We start from the raw sequence: 19,860 nt of genomic DNA, 5'->3' as shown, positions 1-19,860 counted from the left end.
ACCTCCTGCCTTGCCGTCGCGCTTTCAGGGTGGCCGAATGCCAACCCGATCTCCTCCCTCGTGGCTCAGTAAACCGGAATAAAAACTATCATATTATACATAATAAACAAGCATCAGCTGTCGCTTATATATAATAAACAGACTTTCGCTGTTTCGCGAGCTTTCGCCTGGATATAACTGGTAGCGCTACCATGACGTGGAGTAAAGCGGATTTCGCGATGCCTGCAAGCGCTTTCAGCGGCCAGTGCTTTCAGCGGGAAGTGCTCTCACGGCGCTTGAGTTCGAAGCCAAGGTCTACGACCGGCTGTTGCGGCCGCTTGCCTGCAATCGCCGCGAGCGCCATGGCGACCGACAGCCGGCCGATCTCGTAGCGAGGCGTCCGGACGCTGGTGACCGAGGGGAAAGCCACTTCCATCATGTCGAGATCATTGAAGCCTGTGATGCCGATCGTCTTCGGCACGGCGATCGAGGCGCGGTGGCACTCGAACAGCGCGCCGAGCGCGATGTCGTCATTGTTGCAGAAAACCCCGTCCAGCGTCGGCACCTTGGCCAGCGCGTCGCGAAACAATTCGCGCCCGAGCGTCACGCTGGACGGCACCGGCGTGGTGGTGACAAGCCGCGCGTCGAACAGGCCGGCCGCCTCCATCGCCGCGCGATAGCCGGCCAGACGCCGCTGCGAGCGCGGGTCCATGCGCGCGCCGATGAAGCCGATGCAGCGATAGCCCATTTCGATCATGTGCTCAGTCGCCGCCCTGCCGCCATCGAAATGCGAGAAGCCGACCATCATGTCGACCGGATCGGGGCCGGTCTCCATGACCTGCACCACCGGGCAGCCGGCCGTCTCGAGCAGTCTTCGCGAAACTGGCGTCTGGTCGATGCCCGCCACGATCAGCGCCGCCGGGCGCTGCGGGCCGAACACCTGCAGCAGCCGTTCCTCCTCGAGGCCGGAATAATGGGTGTTGCCGAACTGGATGCGGTAGGAGCTGTCGGACAGGCTGTCATAGATGCCGCGCAGCACTTCGGCAAAGACGCTGTTGGTGAGCGACGGCACCAGCACGCCAAAGACCTCGGCGCGCGCCGAAGCCAATGCTCGCGCATTCGGATCGGGCAGATAGCCGAGCTCATCGACAGCAGCCTGGATCTGGCGGCGCAGATCCTCCGAAACGCGCTCCGGCTCGCGCAAGGCACGCGAGACGGTAATGGCGCCGACGCCGGCCTTGCGCGCGACATCGGCGATCGTCGGACGGCCGCCGCCACGGCGCGAGCGCGGTTTGGTCATAGCCTGGTCCCGAACGCGGCGCCCTCACCGAAGCGCGACCGCGAAATGCTGTTCAGCGTCTTTGCCACTGTCGCCATGCCAATCCGACTTTGCCGCACCCGACTTGCCACACCCGTCTGGCGTCGCGCAGCCTTACCCCATTGTCAAGGGAACCGGGCAGGACGCTACCCGAACTCGGGTAGCGCCACTGTTTGAATTTCGGCTGTGGGTGGTGAGCGGGCGTGTTGTCGTCCACCGTGCTCGGTCTTCTACGCCGTGCGTCGTCCGCTGCGCCAGTTCGTGGCATAGGGCAACGCGAACAGATAGAGACCGCTGAGCATGAGCAAGCCGAGCGGGATCAGCGGCATGAGATATACCCAATAGGCCGGCTCGACACCTACGCCCAGGGTGATGAAGATGGCAGCGACGACCGCCGTAAAAATGATCGACAGCCAGCGGTGGAATTGCCGGATCCACGTGTTCCAGTTCATTTGGGACCTCCTCTGAAGACGAGCCGCACGCCCGCTTGGCGGCTTTTTTGCTACCTTGTTTCGTTGACAGACGTCTTGTTGGGCATGGCGTTTCGCCAGCAGATGCCTATGGCGCCGGCACGGCTATTCTATCCGCGCCAGGACCTGCTCCAGCTTCGCAAAGAACCGCTGCCACCCGTGTTGGGCGCCCTGGTAGTACTGCTGCTGGTCCGGCCGGAAGCCCAACTGCTCCATGCGCAGATGGGTCCCTGTGCTCGTAGGGGTGAGCGTCCACGTGACGACACTTCTGAGATCCTTGGTATCCCACGTGTAAGACAGCATCTTGTTGGGCTCGACCGCCTGGACCTGACAGTCGACCGTCCCCCAGTCCGCGCTCAGATTGAAACGGTGCCCCTCGTCTGGCTTGAAATCGTTCTTCATCAGCCACTCCTCGATCAGGTGTGATTGGGTGAGCGCGCGCCAGATCTTTTCCGGCGGAAAAGCGACCTCCCGTTCAACAATGACGGCGCGCGTTTCGGTCTCGGTATTGGTCATTGGTCCATCCTTTTGAGCAAATCTTCGAGGTTGTCGAACCGGCTTTGCCAGAACCCAGCCATTTGGTTTGTCCAGTCGATCAGCGGCGCCAGGGCGCCGAACTCCGCGCTGTAGTGCGTGTTGCGGCCTTCGTGGCGGTCGCGCACCAACCCGGCCTGCTTCAGCACCCCAAGATGCTTTGACACGGCCGGTTGTGAGACCCCGGCCCGAGCGGTCAGGGCCGCGACGGTCTGGTCTCCGTCGCGACACAGCCGCTCGAAGATGGCCCGTCGCGTCGGATCGGCAAGCGTTTTGAAGAGGATCTCGTGGGGCTGTGACATGGCTATCGATAACTCTCTGGCTATTGAAAACCAATAACCGCCGAGATATGTGTAAGTCAAGCAGGAACCTGGACCGGGCTCCGCGTCACAGGGGGCCACCGCCATGTCTCTTCCATCGCTCCGGCCAACGGCAGGCCAGCGGGGTCAGTGCTCAGGCCATCGCCGCGGCGCTGCGCCGTGCCTTCCACAACAGCAGCACCATGGCCGCTATGTTCAGCAGGTTCCAGGCGATGCCGTTGAGGAACGCGGCGGCGTAGGAGCCGGTCAGATCGTAGATCCAGCCCGACATCCAGCCGCCGATTGCCATGCCGAAGATAGTTGCCATGATGACGATGCCGACGCGCTGGCCGGCCTCTTTGGCGGGCATGTATTCGCGCACGATGATGGCATAGCAAGGCACGATGCCGCCCTGCGACAGGCCGAAGACCAGCGAGACGACGTAAAGCGACGCGAGCCCGTCGAAGGGGATGTAGAACAACAGCGACAGGGCTTGCAGCACCGAGCCGATCAGCAGGGTTTTCACGCCGCCGATGCGATCGGCAAGGAAGCCGGACGCCAGCCGGCTGACGACGCCCGCCGCCATCATGATCGACAGCATGTCGGCGCCTCGCGCCACGCCGTAGCCGAGATCCATGCAATAGGCGACGATATGGACTTGCGGCATCGACATCGCCACGCAGCAGCCAAGGCCGGCGACGATGAGCAACACCTGCAGCGCTGCCGGTGACAGCGTGATCGGCTGGACCGGCCGGCTGCCGGGTGAACCGGGAGCGGCGGCATGTGGTGCGCCGCGCCTGAGCAGCATGATCAGCGGCAGCATGGTGGCGAGGCAGACGACGCCGATTGCGGCATAGGTGAAGCGCCAGCCCTCGCTCTGTATGACGTAGGGCATTGCCAACGGCCAGATCACCCCGGCAAGATAGCTGCCGGCGGCGGCAGCCGTCACCGCGACGCCGCGGCGGCGGTTGAACCAGTGCGAGATGTCGGCGATCAGCGGCCCGAAAATCGCCGACGTGCCGACGCCGATCAAAAGTCCCTGGACAAGGGTGAACTGCAGGATCGAAGTGGTCAGCGACGCCAGCAGGAACCCGGTACCGAGCGTCACCGAGGCAATGAGCGCCGGTATCCAGTAGCCGATGCGGTCGATGGCGCGGCCGACCAGCACATTGCCGACGGCGAAACCGGCCATGGTCGCGGTATAGGGCATCGAAGCGGCGGCGCGATCGACGCCGAATTCGGCCTGCATGGCGGGCAGCACCACGACCACCGCCCACATGCCGACACCGCCGATCGTCGCCAGCAGCATCGAGATGCCGAGCCGCAGCCAGGCATAGGCGCTGTCGATGCCGGGGCTGCTCGGCCGGCTGGAGGCGGTTGTGGTCAAGGCGTTTCCTGTCCGCGGTTGTGCGCAAGTCGACGGGTTCGACACCACTATCGGCACATTGGCGGCGCCGTGCAGCGCCACATCGCGCAATTGCGTGGCTCCAGGGATTTTGAGCTGCAGTGGAACGGCGGCCGCCGTCCCGGAGTTTTTCATCAAACTTGCCAATAGGCCAATAGAAGGGAGAAGGAGCTTGTCATGACCGCGAAAAGGAAATGGTCGGCCGAGGTCACCGAGCACAGCGATGCGCTGGACCTCGAGGAACATATCTTCGAATCCCACGACCCCAAGAAGATCGCAGCCTCGCTGAAGCGATCGGCCGAGCACAGCGACCGGCGCAAGGCCGAGCCGTTCCAGTCCGCCATGTCGATGCTGAATTTCTACATCAACCGCGCCGGCACGAACCTGCCGGCCAAGCAGAAGAAAGTGCTGGAGGGCGCCAAGGACGAACTGCGCGCCGCGTTTGGCCGCCCGAGAGAACACTGAGACGCCTGCAGTACAACGAAGGCATAGGGGGCCACGGCAGCCAAATACAAAAGAGGCCCGGCTGCAATAGGCCGGGCCTCGGTGTGTCCAAGCTATGGTTCAACCGCAGATCCAGATCTTCTTCCAGAAAATGCCATGGTTGGTGAAAATCTTCTTCTTTGTCCAGCAGCTATAGCCGGGATAATCATAGACGGGATAGTAGTCGTAGAAGCCGAAACGCTTGTGCCAGCGGTGGCCGTGACCGTGGCCATGACGATGGCTGCGATGGCCGACCTTGACGACAAAATCGCCGGCAGCCTGGCTCTGCTGCCCAGTGTTGCCGAAGGCCGCCGATGGTGCTGCGGAAGCCGTCGATGCGAGCGCTGCGATGGCGATGGTGGCTGCTGTTGCGATGCCGATAAGTTTGCTGGTCATGTTCGTTCCTCCCTGGGTTTCGCGAAGAGCGCCAATCGCCCTTCGATGGAGATGATCATGCCGTGTCCCGAATTTTTACGATGTGCATTCGGTCACATCATCAACCTGGGCGCTCTTTGCTTGCCAGTCCGGCACGACGCGGCCACTATGTCCCGGAAGGGCCAGCGTCACTTTTTTGCGGTGGCGGGTTGGGAAGATGACCGATCTGGATGCCATTCCAGTGTTCGAGACACTCGACGCCGATACGCGCGTGCGTATCTCGCAGCGCTGCAGACGGATGAGCGTCGACGCCAATCAGATGATCATCGATTTCGAGGATCCGAGCACCGATGTCTATTTCCTGGTGTCGGGCCGGGTCCGCATTCTCTATCGCTCTCCAGTCGGCAAAGAGGTGATCCTTGGCGAGTTGGGAGTGGGTGGATGTTTCGGCGAACTGGCGGCCATCGACGGCCGGCCGCGCGCTGCCAATGTCACCGCGCTCCACCGTTCAGAACTGGTGGTGATGCCCGCTCCGTTCTTTTCAGGGTTGCTCCACGACAATCCGGCGTTCGCCCTGCATTTCCTCGCGCTGCTGGCCGAAAGGATACGCAGCCTGAACACGCGCCTTGCGGAATATTCGTTCCTGCAGGTGAGGCCGAGGCTTTTGTGCGAATTGCTGCGCCTGTCGCGGCTGCGAAGCGGCAGCAGCGGTGAGCGGATCATAACGCCACCGCCACTGCAGAACGACCTCGCCGCCCGCATAGGTTCTCGCCGTGAGGTGGTGTCACGCGAATTATCGGCGCTTGTCCGGGACGGGCTAATTGCGAAGGCGCGCGGTGCGCTCGTTCTTACAAACCCGGCGGAACTCAACCGGCGTATCTCGGTTGCGATGAATGCCTGACGATGGCCGGGCTGCACCAGCTGACCCCGAAGAGCCGATCGAGCCGGCGTCAGACCCCGCCCTGGATTTCGCGCCTTGTCCAATTGGGTGTCACGGCTGACAATCCCGATATCCGCCGGCGGCAGATTTTCACCAATATCGGCGCATTCGCCATCGCGCTCAACGCCTTCTCGCATCTGCTGCTGAATGCCGTCCTCTTCCCCTGGGATTTGATGCCGCTGCATATTTACAATGCGGTGGTGACCGTTCTTGCCCTGTCCGTGCACCGGCTGCACCGGCTGCAGCGTTATGGCGAGAATCTTGGAGCGACCGCCCTGTCGACGCTGACCATCGGCGGCCATACTTATGTGGTTCTGGCGCTCGGTCTGAACAGCGGCCTTCAGATCTACTTTACGCTTGCCGCTTTCCTGCTGTTCATTTTCGGCATCGAGCAATGGCGGCAGTTCTTGATCTTCTACGCAGCGGCGTTCCTGGCCTTGGTCGCGACGCTTTATTTCGGACGCCCGACTGGCTTCGTGGTGCCCCAACAGGCCGAGTTTCGGGAGACGCTGGCGGTTCAGGCGCTCATAAACACGATGATCATCAACCTCCTGTTGATCGCCTACGCCCTCACCGCTCTGCGCCGTGCCGAGATTGAGCTTTCACAGGAATTCGCCCGCTCGGAATCGCTGATCGAGGTGATATTGCCCCGGGCGATAGCGGCGCGCCTCAAACGCGGAGAAGAACGGCGCATCGCCGACAAAGTACCGTCGGCGAGCATCATGTTTGCCGACCTCGCCGGCTTCACAGCCGCAGCCAATGCAGTCGGACCCGATGAGCTGGTCGGATGGCTGGACGAGCTGTTCTGCAGCTTCGACGGACTCTGCACAAGCAACGGCGTCGACAAGATCAAGACGATCGGCGACAGCTATATGGCCGTCGGCGGCCTCGACGGCGACGCTCAACGCGGCGCCGTCGCGATCTGCCGGCTAGCGCTCCAGATGCAGCATGAAATGAGCCGGCACAAGGCATTGGGAGCCCACCGGCTCTCCTTGCGGATCGGCATCCACAACGGCGTGGTTGTCGCCGGGGTGATCGGTGACCTGCGCGTCTCCTACGACGTTTGGGGCGACGCGGTGAATGTCGCGCAGCGCATGGAGGCTCATGGCGAGCCCGGCCGCATTCAGGTCTCGGCTCAATTGATGGCGATGGCCGACCATCGCTTCGCCTTCGAGCGCCGCGGCAGCATCGCCCTTAAGGGATTGGCTGAAACCGAAGCCTGGTTTTTGACCGGTGCGCTGGCCGATGCCGACAAGGAGATTGCGAACGGGGAGAGCGCGGACGGCCAGACTGCGAACGGCGAAATTGCGGGCGGTGGAGAAAGAAGATGAAGCGCTGCAGTGGTCCGGCGCGTTTTATCAGCGCGATTTGATGACGCCGTCGGTATTGGCCAACAGCTTGCGCACCGCATTGCGTGCCGCATCCGGCCGCTGCAGGCGGATGTTCCTTTCGATCGCCTCGTGCAGCTTCTGCGCGTGCTGCAGATCGTCCAGTTCCCGCGTCGTATAGGCGAACAGATGATCGAACGCCGATTCGATCAGCACGCCGAGCGGCACCAGGAGGTCGTTACCGGAGGCGCGCAGGATCGCCAGATGAAAACGCGTATCGGCGCGCGTGCGCTCCTGCAGCGTCGCCGCCGCGCCCATCTCCCGGCAGGCCCGGCTGATCTCGGCCATCTGCTCGTCTGTGCGCCGCATCGCGGCAAAGGCGGTCGCTTCCGGCTCGATGATGTGGCGGAACTCCTGCACCGTCTTCAGGAACACCTCGCGGTCGGGCGAGGTCGCGTACCAGGCCAGCACGTCGCGGTCGAGCAGGTTCCAGCGCTCTTTCGGCTCGACCCAGCTGCCGATCTTTGGACGCGACGCCAAAAGGCTCTTGGCCATCAGCATTTTTATCGCTTCGCGCACCGCCGAGCGGCTGACGTCGAAAGTCTCGGACCATTTGGCCTCATTGGGCAGGATGGTTCCCGGCGGATAGTCGCCGCGCACGATCCTCAGACCGATTTCGTTGGCCAGCGACGCATGCACGCTCGCCCCAGGCATACGCGCCGTATCGGCACGGCGAACGACAGCCGGGCGCTCGGCCGACGCCGCCCTGGCCGGTGTTTTTGGCTTATTCGGCTTGCCGTCCCGCATGCGTTCACAAAGTCCGGATTCCGAAAGCTGTCAAGCACCGCAACAGCCTCGGGCGGCAAAGCCTGCTTCTGTGCACAGATCAGCCGGGATGCGTCGGCCTCGTCACGCCGTCCTGACGTATTTCCGCCAGCTGTGTTCCGGGCGGAAGCCGAGCATATCCCGCGCCTTGCGGTTCGAAAGCAGCGTCTCGTATTCGCCGAGCTCACCCTTGACCGGCACGCCGGGATAAAACCGCTTCAACAGTTCGGCCGTCGGCAGGTCGGACGAGGTGTCGTCATTGGCGGCGTTGAACACCTGATAGCCGAGCCCGTCCGTCTCGATGGCGCGCAGCGTGATCTGGCCGAGGTCGCGCGCGTCGATATAGCTCCAGGCGATCCGCTTGCGGAAACCTGGATCGGCGAACCATTTCGGGAACAGCGAATATTCATGCGGCTCGATGACGTTGCCGATGCGCAAGGCGTAGATGTCGATGCCGCTGCGCAGCGCGAAGGCGCGCGCCGTCTTCTCGTTGACGATCTTCGACAGCGCATAGCTGTCCATTGGATCGACGTCATAATCCTCGTCGAGCGGGAAATGTGTCGGGTCGCGCGGCTCGTTGGCGAAGACCAGCCCATAGGTCGTCTCGCTGGAGGCGATCACCACCTTGCGGATGCCGAGTTTTGCCGCCGCCTCGATGACATTGTAGGTGCCGAGCGCGTTGATGCGGAACACCTCGTTGTCGGGCGTGATCATGATGCGCGGGATCGCCGCGAAATGCACCACGGCATCGACCGGCTGCGCGCGCAGCGACGGGTCGAATTCATGCAGGCCCATATAGCTCGACAGCGCATTGAACACCTGCCCGCTGTCGGTGATGTCGGTGATCAAGGTGCGCACCTTGGGATTGTCGAGCGGCTTGGTGTCGATGTTGAGCACCTGGCAGCCCTGCTCCACCAGATACTGCACGACATGACGCCCAGCCTTGCCGCTGCCGCCGGTGAACATGATCCGCTTCGTCATTTTGCTCTCCACATTCCCTGGAATTCAGGTGTATTGTCAGACAATATCGAACTCTGCAATCGTCTGCCAACCGCTTGCGGCAAAAACCCGCTTCAACAATTCGCCTGCCGAAGTGCGGCGCCGTCATCGAGACCGCAACACAGGATTACACGACATGAACACCGCCGCGAGCGAAAAGATCGGCTTCATCGGCCTTGGCCTGATGGGACACGGGATCGCCAAGAACATCGTCGACAAGGGCTATTCCCTGACGTTTCTCGGCCGCAAGAACCGCGCACCGGCGCAAGACATGCTCGACCGCGGTGCGAAGGAAGCCGCAACCTCGCGCGACGTGGCAGCGGCATCCGATATCGTCTTCATCTGCGTCACCGGCTCGCGCGAGGTCGAGGCCATCATCCGCGGGCCGGGCGGCCTCAAGGAGGGCCTGAAGCATGGTTCGGTGGTCGTTGATTGCTCGACCTCCGACCCGACCTCGACGGTGGCGCTTGCCGCCGAACTCAAGGGGCTCGGCGTCGACTATGTCGATGCCCCGCTCAGCCGCACGCCGAAGGAGGCCTGGGAAGGCACGCTCGACGCCATGGTCGGTGCACCCGACGCGGTCTTTGCCCGGCTGAAGCCAGTGCTCGACACCTGGGCCGGACGCATCGTCCATATCGGTGACACCGGCGACGGCCACCGTATGAAGCTGCTCAACAATTTCATCTCGCTGGGCTATGCGGCGATCTATTCCGAGGCGCTGGCGCTGGCCGAAAAGGTAGGCATCTCGCCGCCGCGCTTCGACAGCGTCATCCGCAACGGCCGCATGGATTGCGGCTTCTACCAGACTTTTATGCGCTGGACGCTTGAAGGCGACCGTGACGCGCACAAATTCACCATCGCCAACGCCTTCAAGGACCTCACCTATCTCGAATCGATGGCCGGTGCCGCCGGCATCGCCAACCCGCTCGGCAATGCCACCAAGAACGCCTTCGCCGGCGCATTCGCCGCTGGGCCCGCCGATCAATATGTGCCGATGCTGGCAACGCATATCGGCAAGGTCAACGGCGTCGATTTGACGCCGACGAAGGATGGGAAGAAACAGACGATTTGAGGCGATCGGCTCGCTGTATCTGGTCAAAGTTGGCGCTGCCCCTCATCCGGCTGCCGCCACCTTCCCCCCGTGGAAAACGGGGAGAAGGGACAAGCTCCAGCCGCTAATGGCGGCAACCTGCACCCATATCAGTCGTCGGCAATGACGATGCAGACTACCTCTTTTTGAGGGGTTTCCCGATCGCCGTCTCACTGTCATCGTTCGAGGAGAAGGTGCGGGAATAAGCAAGAATTTTGAGGCGACCCATGACGCAAGAGCGTGAACCTACGCTTGACGATCTCCTGAGCGAGCCAATCATCCTGACGGTCATGGCAATCTACGGTCATACTGCAGATGACGTCCGACATCTAATACACCAAGTGGGCGCTCGGGAAACGCCATCAATGCTTCAGAAGCCCTCTTCGATGGCTCACGCGCCCCAGCGGATTTCCAGTCCCGCCCTGACGGCCACTTGATGGCGGATCGGTTGGTGACAGTGGCTTTTCCACGGGACGTCGTTGAGAACCGCGATCCGTGTCAATCGGCGTTTAGGCGTGACATCCGCGACAGCAGATCGCCCAGGAAACGCAACAGGTCATGTTTCTCTATCCCAGACCCAGTCCGCCGGCAGCCAGCGAAAGCCATCGCCCTCCTTCACGACATGGCCAACGCCCGGGAACGGATAGTGGTAGCCGTTGAAACTTTGCTGGGGTCGGATTGTGCGAGGTTCAGACTTCCCTAGTCTCAAAGAGCATTAGCTCCACTCCGCCATCTGCAAAATTGCCAAGATCAGCCGCCGTGGCCCGACCCTCGGGGGACGCTAAGGCCGCTTGAATATCCGCAACGGAATCGAAGTAGAGCGTAGCAACAAGATGATAGCCTGATGCCCCATCCGGCGAATGGACGCCGCCATCGCTGATTTCGTATTTCCTCAAGCCGGGAATGGCTTTGGCCAGAGGAATGTGGGTCGAAACATAGTAACGGTCGAAGGCGGCCACGTCTTTCGGAGTCTTGTAGAGTGCGACAAGTCTGGCCATGCTCCCCCTTTCAACCGACACTCACCGCCAGCTTTGCGCAAAAGGATACTCCTCGGCAAGAGTGCTGGCAAATGGGTTCGTTCCTCGCTCTGAGGAGGTCAACGAAGCATATGGGGTTTCAGGCCCGACGTGAGTCTTCCAAGTCGCCGCTCCCTGGCCGTTCAGAGCGATTGCGTTTGACCTTACCGCCGCGACCGCCCGATAACCTCGTCGGTGTTGGCGAGCAGTCGGTGCACCGCGGTGCGGGCTGCCGCCGGCCGCCGGAGGCGGATGTTCTTCTCGATCGCCTCATGCAGCGCCTGCGCCCGAGGCTGGTCGCTGGTTTCGCGCGTGACGAAAACGAAGAGATGATCGAGCGCCGATTCGATCAGCACGCCGAGCGGCACCAGCAGGTCATTGCCCGAGGCGCGCAGGATAGCCAGGTGAAAACGCGTGTCGGCGCGGGTGCGCTCCGGCAGCGTCGCCGCCTCGCCCATCTCCCGGCAGGCCTGGCTGATCTCGGCCATCTGCTCGTCGCTGCGCCGGATCGCCGCAAAAGCGCTGGCTTCCGGCTCGATGATGTGACGGAATTCCTGGACCGTGCGCAGGAACATTTCGCGATCGGGCGCTGTCGCATACCAGGCCAGCACGTCGCGATCGAGCAGGTTCCAGCGCTCTTTCGGCTCGACCCAGCTGCCGATCTTGGGGCGTGAGGCCAGCAGGCTCTTGGCCATCAGCATCTTGATCGCTTCGCGCACCGCCGAGCGGCTGACGTCGAAGGTTTCGGACCATTTGGCTTCGTTGGGCAGGATGGTTCCCGGCGGATAGTCGCCGCGCACGATCCTGAGGCCGATCTCGTTGGCCAGCGACGCATGCACGCTCGATCCGGGGATCAGCGCCGCGTCGGTCCGGCGGGCGCCGGCCGGGCGGGCGACCGGCGGCTTGACCTTGGCCCGTGCCTTGACCTTGGCCCGTGCCTTGACCGTAGCCCGTGCCTTGACCGTGGTAAGTCGCTTTTTCGATCTGGCGTCCGACATCCATGTTCCCCGGCACAGGCTGAACTCAAGGCGCGGCAAAGCAGGAGCGGTTCGCCCCAGCCACGTCACCTCGTAGATTTTCGTGAACCGGCGTGACGGGGCGCCCGTCGAGCGGACGCCCCGAAAATGCGAACCTACTTCTGGATGCAGGTATCGACCGTATCCTTGGTGCACTCGTCGAGACCGGTGAAGACCGGATCGGCGACGGGCTTGCCTTCGACCAGGTCGATCATCACCGAGGGCGCCTTGTAGCCCATCTCGAACGGCCGCTGGCCGACCAATGCGGTCACCAGGCCCTCCTTGGCAATGGCCACTTCCTCACCGATCGTATCGGCGGCGCCGATGACGAACTCGTTCTTGGCGATCTTGTCGGCCATCGGCTTGAACAGGTCGCGATAGGGCTGCGGCGCACCGAACAGCGGCCAGCCGCCCATGATGCCGAAGGCGTCGAGATCGGGATTTGCGGCGAGGATATCGGTCATCGCCTGCACGCCCTTGGCACCGTCGTCATTGGTGAACACCGGGCAGCCGGCGACCTCGGTCCAGCCGCCCTCGCCGGCGAGCGCCGGGAGATCCTTCTGGCCTGTAAGCGCGTCACGCATGCCCTGGGCGCGGCGCAGGATGTTGTCGGCCGCGGGATTGCCCTGGATCGTGCAGATCTTGCCACCGTCGGGCTTGGCCTTCTTGATGTACTCGCCGATCTTGTAGCCCATCAGGTAGTTGTCGGTGCCGAGATAGGTCTTGCGCAGCGCCGCATCTTCCTTGCTGAGGTCGGCGTCGAGCGTCATGATCGGGATCGACGGATTGGCGCTCTTGATCGTCTGCGCGATCAGCGGTGCATTGGACGGCGAAATCGCCATCGCCACCGTGTCCGGCTTGCTCAGCATGTCCTGGACGATCTGGGCTTCGCCGGCTTCGTCCGAGGTCGATGCCGGACCGGTGTAGAAGCACTCATACTCCGAGTCGGCGTTTTCCTTGTTCCATTTCTGGCAACCCTGGTTGATGGCCTCGAAGAACGGATTGTCGAGCCCCTTGACCACGATGACGAGCTGTTTCTTGGCCAAAGCCGGCCCGGCGCCCAGCGCCAGCATGGCGACGGCAGCGAGCAATAGTGACTTCCTCATTTCAGTCCTCCCTTGAAACAGACGGACACGGCGTGCCCGCCACACAGACCAGCCCGGATGCGCGATGACAGAGGTTCGTTTCGCGAGCGCTCGTGTCGTCAAGCCGGGCCGATAAGAATTTCCAGATGCGGTTGCAGACCAGCGCAATAGGGACGCTGCCAGATCCTCGACCGATAAACCTCCGCCTGCTCAGCCCCGGCGAACCGGGGCAGGAGATCGGCATAATCTCCTCCGACGCCTAGCTAATATCGGCTTGCGACGGACGTCAATTGCTATTTGTCCTACAAAACGGATTTTTCGAAAGAAGCCGCTGTTGACGGCAAGGGGGCATATGGGTAAATGGGCGAAAGCGCGGTTCCCGGGAGGAGCTGGGAAGAGCGAGGCCGCGGCAGGACCGCAGGCCGAAAGCACGGAGGAAGCAGACTGGTGCCGGTTCTCGAACTCGCCAACATCTCAAAACATTTCGGCGCCATCCAGGCCGTCAACGACGTTTCGCTGTCGATCGAGGCCGGACAGGTGGTCGGGCTGATGGGCGACAACGGCGCCGGCAAGTCGACGCTGGTCAAGATGATCGCCGGCAACTTCCGCCCAAGCCATGGCACGATGCAGATGGACGGCAAGGAGCTGATCCTGCACAAGCCGGTGGAGGCGCGCCAGCACGGCATCGAGATCGTCCATCAGGATCTGGCGTTGTGCAACAATCTGACGGCCGCCGCCAATGTCTATCTCGGCCGCGAGCTGCGCCGCGGCGTCGGGCCGTTTCGCATCCTCGACTACGCCGCCATGTACAAGCGCGCCGGTCAGATCTTTGCCGTGCTGAAATCCGAAACCCGCCCGCGCGATCTGGTCAAGCAGATGTCGGGCGGCCAGCGCCAGGCGGTGGCGATCGCCCGCACCATGCTTTCGCAGGCCAAGATCGTGCTGATGGACGAGCCGACGGCGGCGATCTCGGTCCGGCAGGTCGCCGAGGTGCTGAACCTGATCCGCCATTTGCGCGACCAGGGCATTGCCGTCGTGCTGATCAGCCACCGCATGCCCGACGTCTTTGACGTTGCCGACCGCGTCATCGTCATGCGGCGCGGCCGCAAGGTCGCCGACAAGACGATCGCGTCGAGTTCGCCCGAGGAAGTCACCGGGCTCATCACCGGCGCCATCGAACAGGTTTGATGCCAGCCGGTTTCACCACGCAAGCAGATAAAGGTCGACGATGGCAGTAACTCTTGACCAGACGATCGCGCAGAAACAGCACACTTTGCTGACCAGGGTGTTTGCCAGCCAGACCTTCTGGGTGGTGATCGCGGTCATCCTCGCCTGCCTGTTCCTGTCCGTCGCCACCGATTCCTTCGCCACGACGAAGAACCTCTACAACATCACCCGCAACATCACCTTCGTCGCCATCGTCGCGCTCGGAATGACCTTCGTCATCATCACCGGCGGCATCGACCTGTCGGTCGGCTCGGTGCTTTGCCTGTGTTCGATGGTGCTCGCCGTGACCATGCATGCCGGCTACGGCATCGAGGTCGGCATTGCCGCTGCGATCGCGACGGCGCTGATCATCGGCGCCTTCAACGGCATCCTGATCGCCTATCTCGGGTTTCCGCCCTTCGTGGTGACGCTCGGCATGCTGTCGATCGCGCGTAGCCTCGCCATGGTCGCCTCCAACAACACCGTCGTGTTCCAGTTCGGGCCCGACCACGACAAGCTTCTGGCGCTGGGCGGCGGCGCCTTTGTGTTCGGCATCGCCAATCCGGTGCTCTACACGATCGTGCTGGCGCTGATCACCGGCTTCGTCCTGCGCTGGACGAAATTCGGCCGGCACATCTTCGCCATCGGCGGCAACGAGCATGCGGCGACGCTGACCGGCGTTCCGGTGCGTCAGATCAAGGTCGCTGTCTACATGATCTCGGCGCTGGCAGCGGGCCTTGCCGGCATCATCCAGACCGGCTGGCTGGGCGCCGTCACCACCAATCTCGGCAACGGCATGGAGCTTCAGGTCATCGCCGCCACCGTCATAGGCGGCGCCAACCTGGCCGGCGGCATGGGCACGGCCTTTGGCGCCGTCGTCGGCGCGGCGCTGATCGAAGTGATCCGCAACAGCCTTGGCCTGCTCGGCATCAACGCCTTCTGGCAGGGGGTGTTCATCGGCGGTGCCATTCTGATGGCGGTCCTGTTCGACCGGCTCCGCAATTTCCGGCGCAACGAGTGACGTTCAAGCCCCAACGTCCCCTTTTCCCCTTTGTGGGAGAAGGTGGCCTCGCGCAGCGAGGTCGGATGAGGGGTGTTCCAGAGACCACCAACGCCTCATTTCTTCCAACACCCCTCAACCGTCTCGGCGCTAGCGCGCCGATCCACCTTCTCCCACAGGGGGAGAAGGGGACGCGCTCCTATCGCTCAGTCTGAAAATCGGCCGGCGCGCCGCGTGGCGTGCGCCAGGCGCGCACATGCGCCTTGACGCGGACCCGGACTGAGCAGCACTATCCCGATTGCAGGCGAAGGGAGGCCAGTCGCCTGCGGGAGGATATACCCATGACGGAAGCGATCAGGCTCTACTGGGGCCGGTTCGGACATGTTTCTGTCCTGAACGTCGCCAGCGACTTCGTCACCCATGCCCATGTCGAGGCGCATATCATCATCTGGCTGGAAGGCACGGCCGGCGAGATGACCATCGGCCGCGAGACGGTGCGGCTTGGGCCTGGCACCGCCGCCGGCATCAATTCCTTCCAGCCGCACAGCCACGCTTTGTCCCGCGACGGCCGGCCCGGCCTGTTCCTCGCCTTCTACATCGATCCGGACTGGGCGCGCCGGCGCCGCGACCTGCCGTCGACCGCGCCGCTGTTTTCGGCACCGGCGATCACGCTGGAGCCGTGGCTGCACAAGGCGGCAGCCAATCTTCTCGATCATCTCAGCGACAATGAGAGCATCGACGACATCGCCAATTACGAGATCGAGCGCTTCATCGACAGCGTGCTCGACGCCGCCGACGCCTCGGCGCCACAAGTGGCGCGCGCCCGCGTCCACAGCGTGCAGGATTTCCGTGTCCGCAAGGCGATCCAGCTGATGAAGGCCAATGTCTGCGAACGCATCTGCTTCGACGAGGTGGCGCGCAGCGTCGGCCTGTCGCGGCCGCATTTCTTCGCGCTGTTCAAGGAGCAGACCAATCTGACGCCCAATGTCTACTGGAACACGCTGCGCATGGAGGAAGCGGTGCGGCAGTTGCAGTGGTCGCAGGAACCGCTTATCTCGGTCGCCTGCAATCTCGGCTTCACCACACAGGGCAATTTCTCGCGCTTCTTCCGCGACCATGTCGGCGTTCCCCCGACACTCTATCGCGAGGCGGCGCGGGCCATTTCCTGAGCCATTTTCACACTGCCCGTTTTTTTCAGATTGCCGGTTTTTTTCAGACTTATTGATAGGCGTTCAAGACGCATTGATAAGCGCTGCCGGGCTCGCCGCCCTACCCTCGCGACACAGCTATCTGCAAGGGAAGCATCATATGGCGAAAGTCACCGTCTCCAGCGTCATCGACGCACCGGTCGAAAAGGTCTGGGCGCGCATACGCGACTTCAACGGGCTGCCGAACTGGCACCCGCGCATGGTCGAGAGCCATATCGAGGATGGCAAGGACGCCGGAGCAATCGGCTGCGTGCGCAATTTCCAGCTCGCCAGCGGCGCCCGCATCCGCGAGAAGCTGCTCGACTTCTCCGACGACAATTTCCTCGTCAGCTACTCCATCCTGGAGACGCCGCAACCGCTGACCAACCACAAGGCGACGCTGCAGCTGCGTCGGGTGACCGATGGCGACCGCACCTATGCCGAATGGACCGCCAGCTTCGACGCGGCCCCGGAAGAATCTGACAAGCTGGCCGAAGGCATGGGCGCCAACGTCTTCCAGGGCGGCTTTAACGCCCTGAAGACCCATTTCGCCGGCCAGGGTTGAGCTGAATGGGGCTCACAAAAAGGAGCGTTCCATGGCGCTTGCACTGCAGACTTTCTCGACGGTCAAGGACGCCAACGCGGCGCTGAAAGCCGCCGGCACCCGCTATCTCGGCGGCGGCACGCTGGTCGTGCGCGCCGCCAATGAAGGCGACGTTTCGGTCTCCGGCCTCATCAGGTCGACCGAACCGGCGCTGTCGGCCATCACTGTTTCCGGCAGGGAGGTCCGCATCGGCGCTTCGGTGACCATGGCGGCGATCGCCCGTCACCCGGATCTGTCTTCCCTTGCCCGCGCCGCGCGCGCCGTCGGCGGCCCGGCGATCCGCAACATGGCGACCATCGGCGGCAATCTCTTCGCCCCGGCGCCCTATGGCGATTTCACCGTCGCGCTGCTGGCACTGGGCGCAACCGTCGGCACCGATGACGGCGAGGTGCCGATCGAAACCTTCCTGGCAAAACGCGAAGACAATCACTCCATAGTCACGTCGGTCGGCTTCAGCTTGCCACTGGAAGGCGGCTTTCGCTTCCTGAAAATATCGCGGGTCAAGCCGAAGGGCGTCTCGGTGCTAAGCATCGCCGCCGTGCTGGAACGAGCGCCGGACGGAACCGTGTCATCGGCGCACATCGCGCTTGGCTGCATGGCCGACCGGCCGATGCGCGCCAAGGCGGCGGAGAAGGCGCTGCTCGGCAGGAAACTCACGAGCGACGGCATCGCGCCGGCGCTGGCAGTCGCTAACGACGGCACCTCGCCGATTACCGATCCGATCGCCAGTGCCTGGTATCGCAACGAAGTCCTGCCGGTCCATCTCGGCCGGCTTTTGCTCGCCTGAAAGCCGATGGCGCGCATCTCCGCCTGGCTGCGGCGCAAGGAGTAAAAGATGGCAAAGATCCCGGTTCAGTTCATGCTCAACGGCGCGGAGAAGGCCGAATTCATCGACAGCGGCACGACGCTGCTCAATGCGCTGCGCGACAAGATCGGCGAAACCTCGCCAAAGGGCGGCTGCCATCAGGGCACATGCGGCGCCTGCTCGGTCATCATCGACGGCGAGTTGCGGCTGTCCTGCCTGACGCTGGCCGAAACCTGCAACGGTGCGGCGATCACCACGACATCGGGGCTTTCGCAAGGCGGCGTGCTGCATCCTTTGCAGCGCGCCTTCCTCGACGCCTTCGCCACGCAATGCGGCTTCTGCACGCCGGGCATGATCATGGCCGCCAAGGTTCTGCTCGACCACACGCCGGACCCCAGCCGCGACGAGGTGGTCGAGGCGCTGTCGGGCAATATCTGCCGCTGCACCGGCTACGAGCCGATCATCCAGGCGGTGCTGACCGCCGCGCGATCCAATTCGCAGAACGCAGCTTGAGGGGAGTCGAAAAAATGGAACTCCGCAAGAGCTATTTCGCCGACCAGCGCACGGACGATCTGCACGAGATCGGCCAGCCACGGCCGCGCTCCGATTCGCCCGGTCACGTCACCGGCAAGACCACCTATTTCGCCGACCGCAATTTTCCAGGCATGCTGCATCTGAAGATGGTGCGCAGCCCGCATCATCACGCCCGCATCCGCAGCATCGACACTTCAGAGGCGGAAAAGCATCCGGGCGTAGTGAAAATCCTGACCGCCAAGGACGTGCCGCACAATGTCTACACCATCCTGATCCTGATCCAGATCGGACCGGAGGACGAGACGGTGCTGGCCGACGGCAAGGTGCGCTGGAAGGGCGAAGCCGTGGTGGCGGTGCTGGCCGAGACCGAGCGTGCCGCCCAGGAAGCGGCGGCCAAGGTCAAGGTCGACTACGAGGTGCTGCCGGCCGTCTTCGACATGGAAGAAGCGCTGAAGCCCGGCGCGCCTGTTGTCAACGAATATCACGGCCGGAATTATTACCTCTATGACAGCGGCGAATGCCGCAAGGTGCGCTTCGGCGATGTCGAGGCCGGTTTTACCGGCGCCGATCACGTGCTCGAGCAGACCTATCAATCGTCGCCGATCGAGCACGCGCCGACCGAGACGACCGGCTGCATCGTCGCGCCGGAGGGCAACGACCGCTTCACCTGCTACACCAACACGCAGGCCATGTTCTTCACCCTCGACAACGCCTCGATCATCCTGCAGATGCCCGGCAACAGACTGCATTTCGTCGGCGGCACCGTCGGCGGCGGCTTTGGCGGCAAGGTCGACGTCATCGTCGAGCCGATCGCCATCCTCGGCGCCAAGCTGACCGGGCGGCCGGTCTCCTTCATCTACAGCCGCGAGGAGGAGATGCAGATTTCCTCGCCGCGCGCCGCCGAAAAAGTCGCCATCAAGGACGGCGTCATGAAGGATGGCCGCATCGTCGCCAGAAAAGTCACCGGCTACACCGATGCCGGCGCCTATTCGCGCCATTCGCCTTATGGCGCGCAGAAAGGCGCCGGCCACTATCCCGGCCCTTACACCATCCCCAATGTCTGGATCGACACCTACTGCGTCTACACCAACCGCACCCCCTCCTCCGCCATGCGCGGCTTCGGCGTCACCATCGGCGATTTCGCGCTTGAGGTGCAGATGGACAAGCTCGCCCGGCTGATCGGCATGGACCCGCTCGAATTCCGCTTCATCAACGCCTACCGCGACGGCGACATGAAGGCGCACCGCCAGCCGACCGAGGGCGCGGCTCTGATCGAGTGCATGCAGGAAGCTTCGCGCGCCGCCAACTGGCCGGTGGCGGAAAAATTCATGGCGATGTCGTCCTACGCGAAGGGAGCTTGAA

22 protein-coding genes are annotated in these 19,860 nt (G+C 63.0%); 11 read left to right on the top strand and 11 right to left on the bottom strand.

The annotated features are described in order from the left end of the window. Positions 1 to 250: 250 nt before the first annotated feature. From gntR to AC0L17_RS15815, 5 genes are all read right to left on the bottom strand, one after another. The gene (gene gntR, locus AC0L17_RS15835) at positions 251 to 1,279 is read right to left on the bottom strand and encodes an HTH-type transcriptional regulator GntR (RefSeq protein ID WP_473516505.1); all 1,029 of its coding nucleotides are present in this window, start codon (positions 1,277 to 1,279) and stop codon (positions 251 to 253) included. Between the two features lie 248 nt (positions 1,280 to 1,527). Further along, positions 1,528 to 1,749, bottom strand: coding sequence for a hypothetical protein (locus AC0L17_RS15830; protein WP_023798658.1), 222 nt, complete (start codon positions 1,747 to 1,749; stop codon positions 1,528 to 1,530). Positions 1,750 to 1,872: 123 nt separating this feature from the next. Beyond that, positions 1,873 to 2,283, bottom strand: coding sequence for an SRPBCC family protein (locus AC0L17_RS15825; RefSeq protein WP_473493715.1), 411 nt, complete (start codon positions 2,281 to 2,283; stop codon positions 1,873 to 1,875). Next, on the bottom strand, positions 2,280 to 2,603 hold the full coding sequence (locus AC0L17_RS15820; RefSeq protein WP_128175152.1) for an ArsR/SmtB family transcription factor: 324 nt from the start codon (positions 2,601 to 2,603) through the stop codon (positions 2,280 to 2,282). The genes AC0L17_RS15825 and AC0L17_RS15820 overlap by 4 nt, the downstream gene beginning before the upstream one ends. Positions 2,604 to 2,754: 151 nt before the next feature. Further along, positions 2,755 to 3,987 carry an MFS transporter gene (locus AC0L17_RS15815; protein WP_473516504.1) on the bottom strand — a complete coding sequence of 411 codons (1,233 nt, stop codon included), beginning with the start codon at positions 3,985 to 3,987 and terminating at the stop codon, positions 2,755 to 2,757. 195 nt (positions 3,988 to 4,182) lie between these two features. On the opposite strand from AC0L17_RS15815, the gene AC0L17_RS15810 reads away from it, so the two are divergent. Continuing rightward, positions 4,183 to 4,470 (top strand): DUF3175 domain-containing protein, encoded by a 288-nt coding sequence (locus AC0L17_RS15810; RefSeq protein ID WP_473516503.1) that lies wholly within the window; start codon positions 4,183 to 4,185, stop codon positions 4,468 to 4,470. Positions 4,471 to 4,569: 99 nt separating this feature from the next. Here the strand turns inward: AC0L17_RS15810 and AC0L17_RS15805 are convergent, their stop codons facing one another. Then, positions 4,570 to 4,884, bottom strand: coding sequence for a hypothetical protein (locus AC0L17_RS15805; protein WP_473516502.1), 315 nt, complete (start codon positions 4,882 to 4,884; stop codon positions 4,570 to 4,572). 196 nt (positions 4,885 to 5,080) lie between these two features. On the opposite strand from AC0L17_RS15805, the gene AC0L17_RS15800 reads away from it, so the two are divergent. Then, positions 5,081 to 5,764 carry a Crp/Fnr family transcriptional regulator gene (locus AC0L17_RS15800; protein WP_473516501.1) on the top strand — a complete coding sequence of 228 codons (684 nt, stop codon included), beginning with the start codon at positions 5,081 to 5,083 and terminating at the stop codon, positions 5,762 to 5,764. Positions 5,765 to 5,766: 2 nt separating this feature from the next. Then, positions 5,767 to 7,134 (top strand): adenylate/guanylate cyclase domain-containing protein, encoded by a 1,368-nt coding sequence (locus AC0L17_RS15795; RefSeq protein ID WP_473516500.1) that lies wholly within the window; start codon positions 5,767 to 5,769, stop codon positions 7,132 to 7,134. 27 nt (positions 7,135 to 7,161) lie between these two features. Here AC0L17_RS15795 and AC0L17_RS15790 read toward each other — a convergent pair whose 3' ends face one another. Then, positions 7,162 to 7,938 carry a FadR/GntR family transcriptional regulator gene (locus AC0L17_RS15790; RefSeq protein ID WP_091599182.1) on the bottom strand — a complete coding sequence of 259 codons (777 nt, stop codon included), beginning with the start codon at positions 7,936 to 7,938 and terminating at the stop codon, positions 7,162 to 7,164. 102 nt (positions 7,939 to 8,040) lie between these two features. Continuing rightward, positions 8,041 to 8,937, bottom strand: coding sequence for an NAD-dependent epimerase/dehydratase family protein (locus AC0L17_RS15785; RefSeq protein WP_473516499.1), 897 nt, complete (start codon positions 8,935 to 8,937; stop codon positions 8,041 to 8,043). A 154-nt stretch (positions 8,938 to 9,091) separates the two neighbouring features. Between AC0L17_RS15785 and AC0L17_RS15780 the strand changes: the two genes are divergently transcribed. Continuing rightward, positions 9,092 to 10,027 carry an NAD(P)-dependent oxidoreductase gene (locus AC0L17_RS15780; protein WP_473516498.1) on the top strand — a complete coding sequence of 312 codons (936 nt, stop codon included), beginning with the start codon at positions 9,092 to 9,094 and terminating at the stop codon, positions 10,025 to 10,027. Between the two features lie 707 nt (positions 10,028 to 10,734). Here the strand turns inward: AC0L17_RS15780 and AC0L17_RS15775 are convergent. From AC0L17_RS15775 to AC0L17_RS15765, 3 genes are all read right to left on the bottom strand, one after another. Next, entirely contained in the window at positions 10,735 to 11,043 is a 309-nt protein-coding gene (locus AC0L17_RS15775; protein ID WP_473516497.1) for an EthD family reductase, read from the bottom strand. Between the two features lie 182 nt (positions 11,044 to 11,225). After that, positions 11,226 to 12,059 (bottom strand): FadR/GntR family transcriptional regulator, encoded by an 834-nt coding sequence (locus tag AC0L17_RS15770; RefSeq protein WP_091599173.1) that lies wholly within the window; start codon positions 12,057 to 12,059, stop codon positions 11,226 to 11,228. A gap of 134 nt (positions 12,060 to 12,193) precedes the next feature. Beyond that, positions 12,194 to 13,183, bottom strand: coding sequence for a sugar-binding protein (locus tag AC0L17_RS15765; protein ID WP_473493725.1), 990 nt, complete (start codon positions 13,181 to 13,183; stop codon positions 12,194 to 12,196). 426 nt (positions 13,184 to 13,609) lie between these two features. Between AC0L17_RS15765 and AC0L17_RS15760 the strand changes: the two genes are divergently transcribed. From AC0L17_RS15760 to AC0L17_RS15730, 7 genes are all read left to right on the top strand, one after another. Next, on the top strand, positions 13,610 to 14,350 hold the full coding sequence (locus AC0L17_RS15760; protein WP_027154335.1) for an ATP-binding cassette domain-containing protein: 741 nt from the start codon (positions 13,610 to 13,612) through the stop codon (positions 14,348 to 14,350). Between the two features lie 40 nt (positions 14,351 to 14,390). Then, complete coding sequence (locus AC0L17_RS15755; protein WP_473516496.1) at positions 14,391 to 15,389, top strand: ABC transporter permease; 999 nt, start codon at positions 14,391 to 14,393, stop codon at positions 15,387 to 15,389. Positions 15,390 to 15,709: 320 nt separating this feature from the next. After that, the gene (locus tag AC0L17_RS15750) at positions 15,710 to 16,537 is read left to right on the top strand and encodes an AraC family transcriptional regulator (RefSeq protein ID WP_287121277.1); all 828 of its coding nucleotides are present in this window, start codon (positions 15,710 to 15,712) and stop codon (positions 16,535 to 16,537) included. Positions 16,538 to 16,676: 139 nt separating this feature from the next. Continuing rightward, on the top strand, positions 16,677 to 17,120 hold the full coding sequence (locus tag AC0L17_RS15745; RefSeq protein WP_473516495.1) for an SRPBCC family protein: 444 nt from the start codon (positions 16,677 to 16,679) through the stop codon (positions 17,118 to 17,120). Positions 17,121 to 17,151: 31 nt separating this feature from the next. Then, positions 17,152 to 17,946 carry an FAD binding domain-containing protein gene (locus AC0L17_RS15740; protein ID WP_473516494.1) on the top strand — a complete coding sequence of 265 codons (795 nt, stop codon included), beginning with the start codon at positions 17,152 to 17,154 and terminating at the stop codon, positions 17,944 to 17,946. A 48-nt stretch (positions 17,947 to 17,994) separates the two neighbouring features. Next, positions 17,995 to 18,477: a (2Fe-2S)-binding protein gene (locus AC0L17_RS15735; protein ID WP_473516493.1), complete on the top strand. Its 483-nt coding sequence runs from the start codon at positions 17,995 to 17,997 to the stop codon at positions 18,475 to 18,477. Between the two features lie 14 nt (positions 18,478 to 18,491). Next, the gene (locus tag AC0L17_RS15730) at positions 18,492 to 19,859 is read left to right on the top strand and encodes a xanthine dehydrogenase family protein molybdopterin-binding subunit (RefSeq protein WP_473516492.1); all 1,368 of its coding nucleotides are present in this window, start codon (positions 18,492 to 18,494) and stop codon (positions 19,857 to 19,859) included. Position 19,860 lies beyond the last annotated feature (1 nt).

It is taken from the genome of Mesorhizobium sp. WSM4829 (assembly GCF_055811475.1).
Note: the sequence above shows the minus strand (reverse complement) of the source record. Positions and strands in the feature narration are given on the sequence as shown.